General features: G+C 45.9%; 15 protein-coding genes. 8 read left to right on the top strand and 7 right to left on the bottom strand.

Annotated features, from left to right (window positions below; all coding sequences use genetic code 11):
- Positions 1–8: 8 nt before the first annotated feature.
- Genes napA through QWZ13_RS07650 form a run of 4 tightly spaced genes read right to left on the bottom strand, consistent with a single transcriptional unit; the run spans position 9 to position 3,546 of the window.
- Positions 9–2,504: a nitrate reductase catalytic subunit NapA gene (gene napA / locus QWZ13_RS07665; RefSeq protein ID WP_290281229.1), complete on the bottom strand. Its 2,496-nt coding sequence runs from the start codon at positions 2,502–2,504 to the stop codon at positions 9–11.
- 13 nt (positions 2,505–2,517) lie between these two features.
- On the bottom strand, positions 2,518–2,880 hold the full coding sequence (locus QWZ13_RS07660; protein WP_290281228.1) for a chaperone NapD: 363 nt from the start codon (positions 2,878–2,880) through the stop codon (positions 2,518–2,520).
- 16 nt (positions 2,881–2,896) lie between these two features.
- Positions 2,897–3,394 (bottom strand): ferredoxin-type protein NapF, encoded by a 498-nt coding sequence (gene napF, locus QWZ13_RS07655; RefSeq protein ID WP_290281226.1) that lies wholly within the window; start codon positions 3,392–3,394, stop codon positions 2,897–2,899.
- Complete coding sequence (locus tag QWZ13_RS07650) at positions 3,394–3,546, bottom strand: periplasmic nitrate reductase, NapE protein (RefSeq protein WP_290281225.1); 153 nt, start codon at positions 3,544–3,546, stop codon at positions 3,394–3,396. Before QWZ13_RS07650 ends, napF begins: the two co-directional genes overlap by 1 nt.
- A gap of 199 nt (positions 3,547–3,745) precedes the next feature.
- Between QWZ13_RS07650 and QWZ13_RS07645 the strand changes: the two genes are divergently transcribed.
- The 4 genes from QWZ13_RS07645 to QWZ13_RS07630 all read left to right on the top strand — a co-directional run bounded on the left by QWZ13_RS07645 (position 3,746) and on the right by QWZ13_RS07630 (position 7,860).
- The gene (locus tag QWZ13_RS07645; protein WP_290281224.1) at positions 3,746–4,387 is read left to right on the top strand and encodes a response regulator; all 642 of its coding nucleotides are present in this window, start codon (positions 3,746–3,748) and stop codon (positions 4,385–4,387) included.
- Between the two features lie 8 nt (positions 4,388–4,395).
- On the top strand, positions 4,396–5,631 hold the full coding sequence (moeA, locus tag QWZ13_RS07640; RefSeq protein ID WP_290281223.1) for a molybdopterin molybdotransferase MoeA: 1,236 nt from the start codon (positions 4,396–4,398) through the stop codon (positions 5,629–5,631).
- Between the two features lie 111 nt (positions 5,632–5,742).
- Positions 5,743–7,440, top strand: a complete 1,698-nt coding sequence (locus tag QWZ13_RS07635) for a flagellar assembly protein A (protein ID WP_290281222.1) — start codon at positions 5,743–5,745, stop codon at positions 7,438–7,440.
- Between the two features lie 24 nt (positions 7,441–7,464).
- Positions 7,465–7,860 (top strand): CBS domain-containing protein, encoded by a 396-nt coding sequence (locus tag QWZ13_RS07630; RefSeq protein ID WP_290281221.1) that lies wholly within the window; start codon positions 7,465–7,467, stop codon positions 7,858–7,860.
- On the opposite strand, the gene trhA is transcribed toward QWZ13_RS07630, so the two are convergent.
- The gene (gene trhA, locus QWZ13_RS07625; protein ID WP_215998957.1) at positions 7,848–8,489 is read right to left on the bottom strand and encodes a PAQR family membrane homeostasis protein TrhA; all 642 of its coding nucleotides are present in this window, start codon (positions 8,487–8,489) and stop codon (positions 7,848–7,850) included. The two genes, QWZ13_RS07630 and trhA, sit on opposite strands and share 13 nt — an antisense overlap.
- A complete protein-coding gene (locus QWZ13_RS07620) occupies positions 8,435–8,593 on the bottom strand; it encodes a hypothetical protein (RefSeq protein ID WP_290281220.1) in 159 nt (52 codons plus the stop codon). Before QWZ13_RS07620 ends, trhA begins: the two co-directional genes overlap by 55 nt.
- Positions 8,594–8,632: 39 nt before the next feature.
- Here QWZ13_RS07620 and imuA point away from each other — a divergent pair, with 39 nt between their 5' ends.
- Positions 8,633–9,259: a translesion DNA synthesis-associated protein ImuA gene (gene imuA, locus QWZ13_RS07615; protein ID WP_290281219.1), complete on the top strand. Its 627-nt coding sequence runs from the start codon at positions 8,633–8,635 to the stop codon at positions 9,257–9,259.
- A gap of 11 nt (positions 9,260–9,270) precedes the next feature.
- On the top strand, positions 9,271–10,653 hold the full coding sequence (locus tag QWZ13_RS07610) for a Y-family DNA polymerase (RefSeq protein WP_290281218.1): 1,383 nt from the start codon (positions 9,271–9,273) through the stop codon (positions 10,651–10,653).
- Here QWZ13_RS07610 and QWZ13_RS07605 read toward each other — a convergent pair.
- A complete protein-coding gene (locus QWZ13_RS07605; RefSeq protein ID WP_290281217.1) occupies positions 10,650–11,885 on the bottom strand; it encodes an MFS transporter in 1,236 nt (411 codons plus the stop codon). The genes QWZ13_RS07610 and QWZ13_RS07605 overlap by 4 nt on opposite strands.
- 152 nt (positions 11,886–12,037) lie before the next feature.
- On the opposite strand from QWZ13_RS07605, the gene QWZ13_RS07600 reads away from it, so the two are divergent.
- Both QWZ13_RS07600 and QWZ13_RS07595 read left to right on the top strand, forming a co-directional pair.
- Positions 12,038–12,943 (top strand): cation diffusion facilitator family transporter, encoded by a 906-nt coding sequence (locus QWZ13_RS07600; RefSeq protein ID WP_290281216.1) that lies wholly within the window; start codon positions 12,038–12,040, stop codon positions 12,941–12,943.
- 103 nt (positions 12,944–13,046) lie between these two features.
- Positions 13,047–16,184 carry an error-prone DNA polymerase gene (locus QWZ13_RS07595; protein ID WP_290281215.1) on the top strand — a complete coding sequence of 1,046 codons (3,138 nt, stop codon included), beginning with the start codon at positions 13,047–13,049 and terminating at the stop codon, positions 16,182–16,184.

Below are 16,184 nucleotides of genomic sequence, written 5' to 3'. Positions count from 1 at the left end.
TATTCTCCTTAAGCTTTAGTCACTTTTACGGCGCATTTTTTGTAGTCGGTCTGTTTAGAGATCGGGTCGGTCGCGTCTAATGTGCATTTGTTAATAAGTTGGCTTGCATCAAACCAAGGCACATACACTAGCCCTTGAGGCGGCTTATTCCGCCCACGTGTCTCGACCCGTGTTCTAATTTCGCCGCGTCGGGAAACAACCTTGACTTCATCCCCGCGTCGCATGCCTCTGGCTTGGGCATCATCTGGATGCATATAACATAAGGCATCGGGAACGGCTTTATACAATTCAGGTACCCGTTGTGTCATCGACCCTGAATGCCAATGTTCTAAAACGCGGCCCGTTGAAAGCCATAGATCGAATTCATCATCTGGGCTTTCTGGCGGTGCTTCATACGGCAGTGCAAAAATAATCGCTCGACCATCGGGCTTTCCGTAAAAATGCACACCACGACCAGGCTCGACATAAGGGTCATACCCTTCACGGTAACGCCAAAGCGTTTCTTTACCGTTCACCACCGGCCAACGCAAGCCTCGCTCTTCATGATAGCGATCAAAGGGGGCTAAATCGTGGCCATGGTCACGACCAAACTGGGCATACTCCTCAAACAAACCTTTTTGTACATAAAAGCCAAAGGCTTCTGCTTCATCGTTTGCGTAATCGGAATAAACTTCGTCCATGCCATAGCGATCCACATTGCCGTTTCGATACAAAACGTCAAACAACGACTTACCTTTGTATTCTGGATTCGCGTCCAATAATTCAGCCGGCCAAACTTCGTCTGTTTGGAATCGTTTAGAAAACTCCATCAACTGCCATAAATCAGATTTCGCTTCACCTGGCGCGTTGGTTAGCTGGTGCCAAAACTGAGTGCGACGTTCGGCATTGCCGTAAGCGCCTTCTTTTTCTACCCACATTGCGGTTGGTAAAATTAAATCGGAGGCTTCACAGGTTACTGTTGGGTATGCATCTGAGGTGACAATAAAATTATCAGGGTTGCGGTAACCCGGGTAGGTTTCTTCCATCATGTTTGCCGCCGCTTGCATGTTGTTATTCACCTGCACCCAGTAACAGTTTATTTCACCGTCTTTTAATTTTCGGTTTTGTAGCGCTGCATGTGCACCGACTTTGGCCGGTACAGTACCCTCGGGTAAACGCCAAATTTCTTCAGCAAAAGCTCTGTGTTTTGGATTTGTCACCACCAAGTCAGCTGGCAGACGGTGTGCAAATGTACCTACTTCACGAGCCGTACCGCAGGCACTCGGTTGACCCGTTAATGAAAACGGACTGTTGCCAGGTTCTGAAATTTTTCCGGTGAGTAAATGCAAGTTGTAGATCATGTTGTTCATCCATACACCACGTGTGTGCTGGTTTACACCCATGGTCCATAAAGACATAACCTTCACATCTGGATTTGCATACAGCTCTGCCAGCTCTATCAAAGCCGACTCAGACACACCGGATTCTTTCGCTGCATAAGAAATGGTGTACGGCTTTAAAAACTCAGCGTAAGCGTTGAAGTCGATGCCTACTGAGCCGCCTGCGTTATCGTTGTTTTTAGCTTTCTGCTCTAATGGATGCTCCGGGCGTAAGCCATAACCAATATCATCGTTGCCTTTTCTAAAGTTAACGTGCTTCGCTACGAAGTCTTTGTTAATTTTATTGTTTTGAATAATGTAATTCGCAATGGCATTGGCAATGATCAAGTCAGTTTGTGGTTTAAACACCATCGGGATGTCGGCTAAATCAAAACTGCGATGTTTAAAGGTAGACATTACCGCCACTTTGACATGCGGGTGCGATAAACGTCGATCTGTGAGGCGAGTCCATAAAATGGGGTGCATTTCGGCCATGTTTGAGCCCCAAAGTACGAACGCATCGGCATGCTCTAAATCATCGTAGCAGCCCATAGGCTCGTCAATACCAAAGGTACGCATAAAGCCCGCAACGGCCGACGCCATACAGTGACGCGCGTTAGGGTCAATATTGTTAGAACGGAAGCCCGCCTTCATTAACTTTGAGGCCGCATAGCCTTCCCATACGGTCCATTGACCCGAGCCGAACATGCCAATGGCTTCTGGTCCTTTTTCTTTCAGCGTTTTTTTCCATTTTTCGGCCATAATGTCGAAGGCTTCATCCCAAGACACCGGGGTGAATTCACCGTTTTTATCGTACGTACCATTTTTTTTGCGTAACAATGGCTGCGTTAAGCGGTCTTTGCCGTACATGATTTTTGCTAAAAAATAGCCTTTGATGCAGTTTAGGCCACGATTAACTTCGGCCAGTTGATCGCCATGAGTTGCAACCACCTTGCCGTTCTTGGTACCAACAGAAACGGTGCAACCTGTGCCGCAAAAACGACAAGGCGCTTTATCCCAATGAATTTTATTGTCTGCGCTGCTGGTAATCATGTTGCTTGCTTGGGTGGGCAGTGAAATGCCAGCCACAGATGCCGCCGCCGCAGCGGCTTGCGCTTTCACTACATCTCTTCTTGTTAACTTCATGTTATCTCCTGCTTTAAGCTTGCGATGACGTTATTTGTGATTCATTAGCTTGCTCGCTGTGCTGCCTGACCAATGATGACAATTCTATTTCTTCTTCGAGTGATTCCGCTGTCTCAGTATGATGCGCCACCATCGATGCACTGAGCACACCCTCTAACTCTTGAATTTGTTCAATACGCTGCATGACTTTTTTTGCACTGGACGCGCTGATTAAAATCACTTCTTTTCCCAGACCGTCATTTGCAACTCGCTCTACGCCAGGAATGGCTTCCATGGCTAGGTTAATCGTCGTGAGCCGCTCTGGACGAGCATGAATGATGACGCTGACAATGTGCTCTTCATCATTCCAGCTTTGTATTGTGACGGCGTTTTTCATGGCGCTTTCCTTTCAATTAATTTGGGTCTACTGAAATACTGTTGCTTGGACAAACCGATACGCATTCGCCGCACCCGGTACACTGATCAACCACAATGCGAGGCACCGGGGTTTTGTTTTCCCAGCTAAAAAGAATGGCTTCGGGTTCGCAGCTGTCTTTGCAGCTTTGACAGGTCACTCCTTTTTGCGCCAAACAACTTTCATCTATTCTTGCGATGCCTGCAGGCATACTTTGCTCGTTTACTGATAAAGCCACGGTTGGACACGACTCTAAACAGGCTTGGCAGCCGATACAGCCACGCAAGCGAAAGTCTAAACTGGGGAAGCCTCCATCCCCTTTTGCAATCACTTGCTCTGGGCAAGCCTTAATACAATCGCCACACCGTGTACAAGCTTCGAGGAACAGCGCTTCATCTATGGCTCCAGGGGGTCTTAATGCTTTTTCCACCAAGGACGTTGAACATTGACCACGCAATAAATTGCGCCGGCTGGTCACTCGTTCATTCATCGCCATTAAAAGGTGTGTGAACCAAATAACAGTTGGGACATCCAGATGATGAACCCATAGCCGCCGACAATGGCGACCGTCAATAAAGGAAACAAAATGACGGTGATGAATAGAAAAGCATTGCGCTCTTTTTGCTTTTGTTTAACAAGATCCGACATAGTTATGGCTCCTAAAGAAAATAGTGTCGCTTTTCGATAGGGCTATCTTAGAAGAGTATGAAATAATCCTCGTACCTCCTATGAGGTACCTTTCTTGTCCCGTGTCAAGAAAGCATGAATTACCACTTTGTTAGTAGCTATTATCCGTAATACATTAGAGTACAGAGACAATTAGCCCATAAAGGGCACAAAGGTAACCATGATTAAACTAGCCATCATTGATGACCATCCGATTGTGCGACGAGGCTTAATGGATGTGTTCGCCCAAGATACAGCCATCACTATTGTGGCTAATATTGGCGATGCTTCTTTTGCGATTGCAAAAATGGAAGAAACTGAACCAGATATTGTGTTATTGAATTTGCACATGCCTGGTCAAGGTGGCATAGCGCTATTGCGCCAGTTAAAATCGAGCGGTTGTGTTGCGCGTATTGTTGTTTTTTCATCATCCAACTCGAACAATGATATTCATCAAGCCATTCGCGCTGGTGCGGATGGCTATCTACTAAAAGACATTGAGCCTGATTTACTTGTTGCTTCAGTAAAGCGTTGCATGACGGGTGAACCTGTCTTTAGTGATTCCATTAAAGCGTCTGTATTACAAGCAAACCAAAGTAAAGCGCCGGAAGGTCGGCACCCTGTTATATCTGAATTGACCGATCGAGAGCTCGATGTTTTGCACCTAATTGCAGAAGGGTTAACTAATAAGGACATCGGCAATCGTCTTGCGATTGCCGAGGGGACTGTTAAAGTACACGTAAAGCGCTTGCTGGCAAAACTCAATTTAAGATCCCGTGTAGAAGCCGCTATTTTTGCACTGGAACATACCGAAAATATTTAAGGATACCTATGGGCTGTTGTGATCAACCAGGCTTAATGCCATTAGATGAGGGACTGTCTCTACTCCTAGAATTGGTGAGCGCCAATCAACATACCGAATTTGTCGATCTACAATCGTCTCTACACCGAGTCTGCGCAACGGAAGTTCGCTCTCATTGCAATGCACCGAGTTTTGATAATTCTGCAATGGATGGCTATGCCGTATCGAGCCAACATTTCCGTCTAAATCAACCGATGGAGGTGCAAGGAAAATCATTTGCTGGGCTGCCATTTAAAAGCGAGTTTGAGCCGACTAAAGCAATTCGAATTATGACCGGGGCGGCCGTTCCACAAGGTGCTGATGCTGTCATTATGCAAGAAAATGCCACGGTTAATCACGATGGTTCCGTACAGTTTTCGCAAGCGCCCAGCGCAGGTCAAAACATTCGCTGCATTGGTGAAGATATTGAGCATGACCAAATCATCGTTGCGCCGTTGACCCATTTGAAGCCACCACACATTGCCTTAATGGCCAGCGCAGGCGTTGATCGCGTCTCAGTATTTACCAAAACTAAAGTCGGAATTATTTCAACCGGCAGCGAACTAAAAAACCCTGGGCAACCGCTTAAATTTGGCGAAATATACAACTCAAACGGCCCGTCTATTAAAGCCATGTTGTCGCACCTAGACGTCGACATTATTGACTACGGCATGATAGAGGACGACCTTGAGCAAATAAAGCAAGCCTTTGCCATTGCCGATGCCGAGTGTGATTTTGTCATTACCTCTGGCGGCGTCAGTGTAGGCGAAGCGGACTACATTAAAGACGTGTTAGAGCAAATGGGTCGTGTTGATTTTTGGAAGCTTGCTATTAAACCAGGTAAGCCCTTTGCCTTTGGTCAGCTGCCAAATAGCTATTTTATTGGCTTGCCAGGCAACCCAGTCTCAGCCGCTGTGACCTTCCATATTTTAGGTGCGCAAGCTATTAGGCAGCATCAAAACATTGGCTATAAGCCTATGAAGGTTCTACCGGCTATTGCCGCCAATAGCTTTAAAAAAGCGCCTGGCCGTATGGATTTTCAACGGGGTATTTGGTCTGTCGGTGAAGAAGGAGTTGAAGTGAAAACAGCGACCGTTGCCCAAGGATCACATATTTTATCTTCGATGGCCGATGCAAATTGCTACATTGCGCTTGAACAAGATAGAGGCTCAGTCAATGCGGGGGAAGTTGTCAACCTTTGGCTGTTTGATGAAGTGATGAGTTAGCCAAGAATCTACTATTTAAAGCGCCCCTTTAGGCGCTTCACTCCGACATTGGCTAACTGAATTTTTACTGCTTTACTTTAGAGTGTGTAACTCATTAGAGCCTAACTGAGCATGTCGTCACTCGACTCTTCGCAAACAAACAGCGCCATTACTGCGCTCAATTTTAATATTGACCAAAACACCGGCCTTATATCCATTAAGCTCGCGAGTGAACACCCTGCGCCTTCTACTATTACAACCGAACACGTACTCGACGCGCTTAAACGCTTAGGAGTGGCTCATTGGGACATTCAGCTTCCGCTCATAGATAAATTTCTTGCCAATATTCAGCAAGGTGCGTTGGATAGCGTTGACATTGGTTATCGACGTGACGCTTCTTTTAGCATCACCATTTCCCCTGACAAAATGAAAGCCACTGCACACATGACACCGGCTATGGGTGGTGAGCCAGCCTCTTCCGAACAATTGTTCACGGCCTTAACCCAACAAGGTGTGGCTAAAAAAAGAATTATCTTACCTGCGTTAAAGCAAGCCGTCTCGGCTTTGGAAAGCACTGAATTCGATGTTGCGCTTGGGTTGGCACCTCAGCGTGGACAGGATACTCAATTTATAGAGCGAGTGTCTGATGCCTCTTGTGAACTGACCGATCCTAACAGTGACGATGCTATCGATTTTTTAGCGGGTCGCATTTATTCAACTGTGCTTAAAGGAACACCGTTGCTTGAGAGAATAGCGGCGCTGCCTGGAAAAGTCGGTCAAGATATTTTCGGCAACATAGTACAGCCTGAACATGGCGTTGATTTACCTTTTGACACGCCTTTTGAAGGCGCAAGCATTGCTCCTGATAACCCCAATATGGTGATAGCCGATATAGACGGTCACCCCGTTTATTCCCCAGGTAAAGTCAATGTAGAGCCCACGCTTCGGTTTGAAAATGTTGACTTATCAACTGGGCACGTTTCCTTTAATGGGTCTGTTGAGATTACCGGCGATGTATTACCTGGCTTACACGTAGAGGCCAGTGGCGACATTTTTGTTAGAGGCACGGTTGAACGAGCGGTATTAAAATCCGGGGCTAACATCACCGTGCAAGGAGGGGTTATAGGAGAGAGCCCTCACGATGCCAACCCAAAACAGGAAGACGCTACGAGTAAAGCTGACGAAAAAGAATCAAATAGTGACTACGCAGGTATTGTTACCGCCGTGGGTGAATTAACACTAAAATACGCCAGCGAGGTAAAATTAACGGCTAATAATATTCACGCTAAAGAGTATGTGTTTAATAGCCTTGTCAACGTTCAACAAGGTCTCTACATTGGTCAAAGTGGAGGACATGGTCAATTAGCCGGTGGTAACATACAGGCAGGCCATTGCATAATTGCCAAAGAGATCGGTAGCCCTGCGTATCAAAAGACGACCCTTCACATTGTGCAAAGCGACCCGCAACAGAATGTTAAAAAATTACTGTTCTTACAAGAAAAACGAACAGAGCAGTTGCTTCGTTTACATCAACTGCTCGATGCGTTGCCGCCCGATCAGGTAGCGTTGCTTAACTCTTCTGCACATAAAAAATCTTTGAAAATTACTGAAGCGTTGGCCGATCTTAATTTTATGCTCACCGATATTAAGCAACGTTTAGCGAATGCTGAACAGGCCCGTTACAGCGAACAGCCCCCTTTCGTTCAAGCGACTCAGCGCTGCTACCCAAATTGTTATGTCTCAATAAACCATGCACCATTGGTCACTGATAAAGAGCTAAAAGCTTGCACTTTTGCTCGTAAAGGCCAAAGCATTACCATAACCCTTTAACTATTTTTTTAGGATGCCTTATTTATGCACGTTAGCCAGATAATGACCCGGGATGTAATTACCGTTGGTGCCGACAGCACCTTTATGTCGATGCAGCAGATTTTTGAGCGTGAGGCGTTTCATCATTTATTGGTTGAAGATAATGGACTACTGATCGGTGTAATTTCTGATCGGGATATTATGGGTAACATTACCAATCAGCTGCGTAAAAATAAGCTCAGAATACCGCAAGTGGTTACCGCGGCCGACGTGATGACGAAAAAAGTCATCACCGTCGATTCAGAAACCCCGATTCAAACCGCCTCTATTTTACTGCTCGAAAACAATATCAGTTGCTTGCCCGTGGTCGATGCGGAGTACATGATCGAAGGCATTCTTTCTTGGAAAGATATTCTGCATTACTACATTTATAACACGTAAAGCGCGACGCTTAAGTAATGACCCATAGCTCCGGCCAATACAAATAAATGCCATATAGCATGGTTGTATGGAATACGTTTGTTAACGTAAAAAACAACGCCTAAGGTGTAGGCTACGCCACCAGCCACTAACAGCACCAAGCCTCCTGTGGCTAAATTTGCCATGAGCGGTTTTATGGCAATGATAACGGTCCAGCCCATTAACAAATATAACCCTACCATTAGGCCTTTGATGTGCCGCGCCGAGGTAAATTGCAACACGGTTCCAACCAGCGTTAGCCCCCAGACAATTCCAAAAATAGTCCAACCCCATGCACCGGATAAGGTGATTAAAGTATATGGAGTATAGCTACCTGCTATGAGGTACAAAATCGCTAGGTGGTCTAGCTGTCTAAATAACGCCCTTCTACTAGGCTGTTGAGCCGCATGGTAAAGCGTTGACGATAAAAACATAAAAATAAGGGTTGCGCCGTATATGGTGGCACTGGCTACATACATAACTTCTCGTACAGACAATGCTTGAAGCATCATCCAAACAGACGCGCAAATAGCGCATAACAAGCCAATGGCATGCGTTATGGTGTTGGCCTGCTCTTCGCGAGTACTGTAAACGGGAAGTTGAGTTGACATTCTTGATTCTCACTGCAAATAATATACAACTGTATATTTATTAAATTAAATTGCAAGTTTTTTAACCAATGAGAGTTTCTCGCTAGCAAAAACAAACGAATCAACTATACTGTATATCCATACAGTAAATTGCCGTTTGTACTATGAATCTAATCTCGCTATTGGCTGAACAGGGCCATATTTGGACGCATCGCAACCGTAGTAAAACAGTCGTTCAAGGCCTAAATACAGGCTATGCAGAGCTCAATAATGAGCTGCCTGGGCAAGGCTGGCCTGTGTCTGCAGTCACCGAAGTACTATACCCAAAGCAAGGCATGGGTGAGCTGCGTTTATTATTACCCGCTTTGGCCCAGCTTAGCCATGCAGATACCCGTTGGCAGCTCTGGTTAAACGCGCCCTATTTACCCTGCGGGCCTGCATTACAACATTGGCAGCTGAATACTCAGCGTTTGCTGTTAGCTAATGCTTCTCGTGCCGCCGATTTATGCCACTGTGTCGAAAAGAGCTTACAAAGTGGAGGATGCCAAGCAGCCGTTGTTTGGGTGGAGAAACTCGATAAAGCCTTAATGCGCCGTATCCAGTTAGCGGCCGAGCAATCGGCAACACCTGTGTTTCTATTGAGACCTGAAAAGTGTTTAAGCCAACCCAGTGTGGCGGCCTTGCGCATTAAACTTAACTCCGCCTCCTCGATCGATATTGTCAAACGCCGTGCCGGTTGGCCACTTGCCAACCTCGCCATTAACCTCCCCTTGCACCTTGGTGTACATTAAAAGTGCTGTGGTTGCATATTCACTTCCCGCAACTGGCGTTAGAGGCTCAGTTCTTAGCCGACCCACGCGCTCTGCCTCAACTGTTATTGGCGCCAGCACTGCAAACGATTGTGCAATGTAATGACATGGCTCGGGAACAAGGTGTACAGGTAGGCATGAATAAGAAGACCGCATTCTGCCTACTGACCGATTGTGCGATGGCCAATTATGATGCCGCCATTGAAGCCGATGCGCTAAACAAGCTGGCACTGCTTTGTTATCGCCACGCAGCACAAATTACCTTAGTACCGCCCGACGGCCTGCTGCTTGAAGTCGGTTCTATGCTCTCTATTTTTAATGGCATCGAAGCTTACTGGCAACATCTGCAACAAAGATTGCAACAAAGTCACTTTCGTTTTCAAATGAGCATGGGTCATACCCCAAAAGCGGCTCAGCTGTTAGCACAAGCGGGCATCGCCTGTTACACAGAAAACACCGAAACCTTTGTCCAGGCTTTACATCAACTCTCGGTAGAACAGCTCGGGCTCCCCCACAAAACCGTGCAAAAACTATTGGCGATGGGCATTAGAGAGTACGGCAAGCTTAAGCAAATGCCACGTAAGGAACTGGGGTATCGATTTGGATTAGATTTAGTAGAGCACCTGTACCAGTTAGAGCGAAGTAATCAACCTTCGACTCAATTTCAATTACCGGCGAGCTTTCTACAGACCATACATTTAACCTATGAAGCCGAACAGGCAAAAGGCTTACTTTTTCCTCTGCGGCGGTGCTTAGAACAACTGGAAACCTACTTACGAAACCGCCAGTTGTTGTGTGAAAAAATACTGATTAAGCTGACGCATCGCGATGGCCGTGCCAGTGTATTGGCTGTACCTTCGGTACGCGGCAGTTACTTACAAGCCGATTGGTTACTGCTCTTACAAACACAACTCGATCACACCCAACTGGTCGCCCCAGTAGTATCCGTGTCGTTACGCGCTAAAGATTTTTTACCTTTTAAAGATGCACCAAAAGATTTGCTGGGCAACCGCCCGGGGCAAGCCGATGCTGATTTGATGCAGTCTATTTTGATCGCTCGACTGGGTACAGAGAATGTACATACTCTGGCGGTTGAAGCCGACCCTAGACCAGAGGTGTCCACTTACGTCATAGACTCGCGCCAACAGCAGCACAGCTTATTCCCTAAACAGTGGCCCACTTTTTTGCTGCCTCAAGCCAAACCCATACGCATCGACCGCTACCATATTATCAGTGGTCCTGAACGCATTGAAGGCGGTTGGTGGGATGCCGCTCCCACCCGTCGAGATTACTATGTTGCAACGTTGAATCATCAAACTCATTGGATTTATCGGCGTGATGACGGCCAATGGTTCTTGCAAGGCGTATTTGCTTAGTCAATGACAGGTTCATCTAGCTGCATAAACCAAACCTCTTTCACAAAGAGCGCAAAAACAGTTGGCAAAATAATGACTAACGCCGCGGCAAGTAACACCCAACGAAACCCCATCGATTCATAAAAAATACCCGCAAGAATAATACCGATAGGTGCTAAACATACGGATCCAATATAATCATAAGCACACACCCTAGAGAGCAAATGCGGTTTGATTTTGGTTTGCAACGTGGTCATCCATAACACACCAAACAACTGCCAGCCAATGCCCTCAAGCACCGCAATCAACATTAGGCCGTAAAGCGGTAAAGGGAACGCCAACGCAATCGGCAGCAAGCCAGGAACAAGCACACAAAATGTTGCAAATCGCATGGGATAACGCACATTTAATCGAAATCCAATTAACCCTCCTATTAAGGTGCCGACACCAATCGCACTGACAACCAACCCCCAGTCTTCAGCGCCCTTTAATTGATCAAGTGCTACCGCAGGTCCGATTAAACCAATGATGGCTTCATTGGCAGCAACCACAAACGCAAACTGTACCACAATGACCCATACCCACTTATGCGCGATAAATTCGCCCCACCCTAACTTGAGATCGAGCAAAATAGACTCTGATTCGCTCTTAATTTGTTGCTTCGGTTTAACCAAATATACCAACAGCGCCGAGACACCAAACGACAATGCATCTAAAAAGATCGTCCAACCCGCACCCACGACAGAAACTAAGACTCCACCCAAAGCGGCACCGAGAATAAGCGCTAAATTACGAGCGGTACCCAACAGGGCATTGATCGATTGAAGATCTTCTTTATCCACTAGTTGAATAATAAAACCGGAAGCGGCAGGCGCATTAAAAGCAATGGCAATGCCGTTTAGCAACATTAATCCCGTTAATAATGGCACTGTGGCTTGTTCGGACAAAAACAAATAAGCCATTGCTAACTGAATAAGTAGCGCGGCGCTGTCGGCACTGATGATCACTTTTTGTCGAGAGGATCTATCGGCTATCACTCCACCAAGCAACAACACCGCAATACTAGCGATAACGGGCGCGGCGATCACAATGGCCGAATCTTTTGTAGAGCCGGTGAGTTCCAGAACGCCAAATGCCATGGCAATCGGCGCCATGGCTGTGCCCATAAACGTGACAAAATAAGCCACAAAGACATAACGAATATTTTTATCTTGCAACAAGTTACGAATTGATTTTTTTTGTTCGGTCGCCAAAGGAGTGCCTTATTGGGAGGACAATAGAAAGCTGACTATAGTAGCACTGTAAAATCTCTATTGATAAGCTCAAATTTGCATGAAAAAACCTTGACCTTCTTGTAGCTCAAAGCTTCAGACTTCCTTAAATCTTAAAAATACTAGGTGTTAAAATGCATGATCACCCTAACGGCCATCACCACGATCACCATCATCCTGTGCCCGATTCTGGGTCGGCTATTGCTTGGGCATTTTTTTTAAACTTTGGTTTTACCCTGATTGAATTTATCGGCGGCTACCTCACCAACAGTACCGCTATTATGGCTGACGCCATTCATGACTTAGGTGACAGCCTCGCAATTGGGTTAACCTGGATATTAAATAAAGTCAGCAAAAAGCCTCAAAATGAGGTGTACTCTTTTGGTTATAGGCGCTTTACCTTACTCGGCTCAATCATCAATGGCATTATTCTTATTGTTGGGTCTATATGGATACTCACTGAAAGTATCCCCAGACTGCTCAACCCAGAAATGCCTGTAGTAGAAGGCATGATCGGCTTGGCAATTTTAGGCACACTGGTCAATGGCTTTGCCGCTTACAAACTCAGTGGTGGCAAAACGCTAGCGGACCGTATGCTCAATTTACACCTGCTTGAAGATGTTCTGGGTTGGGTCGCCGTATTGGTGGTTGCGATTATTCTCTACTTTTTCGACTGGCCTATTCTTGATCCGATTTTATCGATTGGCTTCACGCTGTTTATTTTACTGAATGTCACGAAAACGCTCTACAAAACGATCCGGGTTTTCCTACAAGCCACACCCAGTGCCGATGACTATCGAGCTCTTAAAGAAGCATTAAAAGCTCTGCCCAATATTGAGGATGTGCACCACCTTCATATTTGGTCCTTAGATGGTGCACGCAATGTGCTCTCTGCGCATGTCGTCATTAATGCCAGTATTGGTACCGAACGGCAGCAAAGGTTAAAAGACTCAATTCAGCAATGTATTTCAGATTATGACTTCGAACACACCACCATTGAGCTCGAATTTGCAGAACAAGGCTGCCGTGATAGCACCTAAATAGCAGCGAGTAACAATTAAAAACAACTCCACTGGTCATTCGGCTGGTATTCATGCACCAGAACAATATACTGTATATAAATACAGTATATTGTTCACTGCCATGACCACGAAACCACCACCAGACTTTGCTGAACTGCATTGTTTAACCAACTTTAGCTTCTTACGAGCCGCTTCGCACCCAGAGGAGCAAATACAGCGTGCCGCTGAGCTAGGTTACACCGCACTGGCTATAACCGATGAGTGCTCTGTTGCGGGTGTTGTTAGAGCTTGGCGGCAACGCAGGCAAGAAGGTTTAAACATTAAGCTCATCGTTGGCTCTGAGTTTTATATCGATGGCCATAACCTAGTGCTATTGGCGAAAAACGCCCTTGGCTATCGACAACTGTGCCAACTTATTACTCGGGCGCGAAGACGCAGTGAAAAAGGTGAGTACCAACTGTACCTGAAAGACTTATCAGCTAAGCAGTTGTCGGACTGCTTGTGTCTGTATGCGCTGCCACGCCGAAACTCTGATAACTCAACTTTAATGCACCTTAAAGCTCATTTCGACAGCCGCTTATGGTTATTGGCCGAAAACAACCTTGATAACGGGGCCGACACCTACATGGCGCGAATCAAAATGGAGGCGGCCCTACATCGGCTGCCTATTGTCGCAAGCAGTCATCCAATCATGCACATTCCCACTCGCAAACTATTGCACGATTGTTTAACCGCTATCAAAGAGAATAAAGCCATTGAGCACGTGCGGTACTTACTCAAGCCGAATGCCGAGAATCATTTGCGATCGAAAAAAAAGCTCAACCGTATTTACCCCGAAGCCTGGCTCAATGAATCATTAATTATTGCCAATGCATGTAGTTTTGAACTCGATTCCATTTGTTATAACTACCCAAAAGACACTCTACCTGGGCAATACAGTGCCGAAGCTTACTTGGCGCTGCTAGTGAAGCAAGGGGTCAAAAAACGTTTTGGTAACAATGCCAGCGAAGAGATACTGACAACCATTGAAAAAGAGCTGGCATTAATAAAACAAAAAAAATACGAACACTATTTTTTAACCGTTTATGACATCGTCCGCTTTGCCAAAAGCCAAGGTATTTTGTGCCAAGGTCGTGGCAGCGCGGCGAATTCAATCGTTTGCTACTGCTTAGGTATAACCGAGGTAAACCCACAAGAAGCCTCGCTATTATTTGAACGCTTTATTTCAGAAAGCCGTAACGACCCGCCCGATATTGATGTCGATTTTGAGCACGAACGGCGTGAAGAAGTTATCCAATACTTGTACCAAAAATATGGCCGTAAACGTGCTGCGCTTGCCGCAACCGTCATTACCTATCGGCGAAAAAGTGCTATGCGTGATGTCGCTAAAGCATTGGGCATGAACATAGAGCAGCTCGACCAAAAAATTGCCAACTATGGCTGGCGCTATCGTGGCTCTAATTGGATCGACCAAATCGTCAATGATGGTTTGGGGTTATCTTCGTTTCAACTCGAAACGTTCAAATATTTATTATCTGAAATTACCGGCTTTCCACGCCATCTATCACAACATGTCGGCGGTTTTATTTTAACCGAAGGATTTGTTAGCGATTTAGTGCCAATAGAGAATGCCTCCATGAAAGACCGTACGGTTATTCAATGGGATAAAGATGATTTAGAAGCGTTGAACTTAATGAAGGTTGATATTCTTGCGCTTGGCATGCTTAGCGCCATTCGGAAAACGTTCGACATTATACGCAACGTTTATAAACAACCGGTACGCATACAAGACATTTCCCGTGATGACCCTGATGTTTTCAATATGATTCAAAAAGCCGATACCGTCGGTGTGTTTCAAATAGAATCTCGCGCACAAATGAATATGCTGCCGCGCTTAAAACCCGCCTGCTATTACGATTTAGTGATTCAAGTAGCCATTGTTCGCCCCGGCCCTATTCATGGCGATATGGTGCACCCCTTTCTAAAGCGCCGAATGGGCATAGAGCCGGTTGAATACCCCAAACCAGAACTCAAACCGGTTTTAGAGCGCACTTTGGGCATCCCTATTTTCCAAGAGCAAATCATTAAGCTGGCCATGATTGCGGCCGATTTTAGCGCCGATGAAGCCAACGATTTACGTAAGTCGATGGCCAGTTGGAAAAAGAGCGGCCACATCAGCGCCTTACGCGGTAAGCTCACCGAGAAAATGCTCAACAATGGTTACCCAGAAGCCTACGTAGAGCGAATTAACCGGCAAATAGAAGGCTTTGGTGAATACGGGTTCCCGGAATCTCACGCTGCGGGCTTTGCTTTAATCGCTTATATTTCTTGCTGGTTAAAGTACCACTATCCGGCCGCATTTTGCTGCGCGCTGCTGAACAGTTTACCAATGGGGTTTTATTCGGCGTCACAGCTGGTTCAGGATGCTAAACGACATCAAGTGAACATATTGCCGATAAATATTAATCACAGTGAATGGGATAGCCATATAGAAAGTAGTGCTCATGGTTATTCACTACGTTTAGGGTTACGCCGAGTAAAAGGGTTATCCGAACAAGCAGGGCTCAACTTATTATTATACCGCCCGGAACAGGGCTTCCAAAGTGTCAGCCAACTTGAGCAAGTTCCCGGTTTAAATGCAGGTGACTTAGATGCACTTGCCAGTGCGGATGCTTTAGCCGACATAGCGGGTCATCGCTTTCAAGCTCGTTGGAAAACGGCGGCGTTATCAATGCAACAAGACTTATTGTTAGATGCTTTTAACGAAGACGATACCGAATTAGAAGCACCCGATGATTTTGAAAACATTGTCGAAGACCATAATGCGACAGGCTTATCTTTGCGCAAGCATGTACTTAAACTGTTGCGAGAAAAACAGCTGCTACCTCCTACGCCCACCGCGGATCAACTGCTAACTTTAGCCTTAGAGCAGCAACGTAAACGTGATAAAAACCGAACCGACAAAATCACACAGCCTATTGTCGTCAGTGGCCTCATAACTAACCGACAGATGCCTAAAACAGCCACCGGCGTTACCTTTGTTACGCTCGAAGACCATACTGGCAATATGAATATTATTGTGTGGTTGGCCGTAGCGCAAAAGTATTTGAAAACACTAAACACTGAAAAGTTAGTAATCATCAAAGGGCTATTAGAAAAATCACCCGACAGTGACGTAGTGCATATAATTGCACAAGACATAAAGGGCTATAGTCATGTCTTGGGTGACATGACTATGCAATCAAGAAACTACCATTAA

This window comes from Reinekea marina (assembly GCF_030409715.1).
Taxonomy (GTDB): domain Bacteria; phylum Pseudomonadota; class Gammaproteobacteria; order Pseudomonadales; family Natronospirillaceae; genus Reinekea; species Reinekea marina.
Note: the sequence above shows the minus strand (reverse complement) of the source record. Positions and strands in the feature narration are given on the sequence as shown.

Bases quoted from the DNA above. Each gene is read 5' to 3' on its own strand.
- napF (WP_290281226.1), bottom strand. From the start codon at position 3,394: ATGGCGATGAATGAACGAGTGACCAGCCGGCGCAATTTATTGCGTGGT.
- QWZ13_RS07645 (WP_290281224.1), top strand. From the start codon at position 3,746: ATGATTAAACTAGCCATCATTGATGACCATCCGATTGTGCGACGAGGC.
- moeA (WP_290281223.1), top strand. From the start codon at position 4,396: ATGGGCTGTTGTGATCAACCAGGCTTAATGCCATTAGATGAGGGACTG.
- QWZ13_RS07595 (WP_290281215.1), top strand. From the start codon at position 13,047: ATGACCACGAAACCACCACCAGACTTTGCTGAACTGCATTGTTTAACC.
- QWZ13_RS07650 (WP_290281225.1), bottom strand. From the start codon at position 3,546: ATGTCGGATCTTGTTAAACAAAAGCAAAAAGAGCGCAATGCTTTTCTA.
- trhA (WP_215998957.1), bottom strand. From the start codon at position 8,489: ATGTCAACTCAACTTCCCGTTTACAGTACTCGCGAAGAGCAGGCCAAC.
- QWZ13_RS07660 (WP_290281228.1), bottom strand. From the start codon at position 2,880: ATGAAAAACGCCGTCACAATACAAAGCTGGAATGATGAAGAGCACATT.
- napA (WP_290281229.1), bottom strand. From the start codon at position 2,504: ATGAAGTTAACAAGAAGAGATGTAGTGAAAGCGCAAGCCGCTGCGGCG.
- QWZ13_RS07600 (WP_290281216.1), top strand. From the start codon at position 12,038: ATGCATGATCACCCTAACGGCCATCACCACGATCACCATCATCCTGTG.
- QWZ13_RS07635 (WP_290281222.1), top strand. From the start codon at position 5,743: ATGTCGTCACTCGACTCTTCGCAAACAAACAGCGCCATTACTGCGCTC.
- imuA (WP_290281219.1), top strand. From the start codon at position 8,633: ATGAATCTAATCTCGCTATTGGCTGAACAGGGCCATATTTGGACGCAT.
- QWZ13_RS07630 (WP_290281221.1), top strand. From the start codon at position 7,465: ATGCACGTTAGCCAGATAATGACCCGGGATGTAATTACCGTTGGTGCC.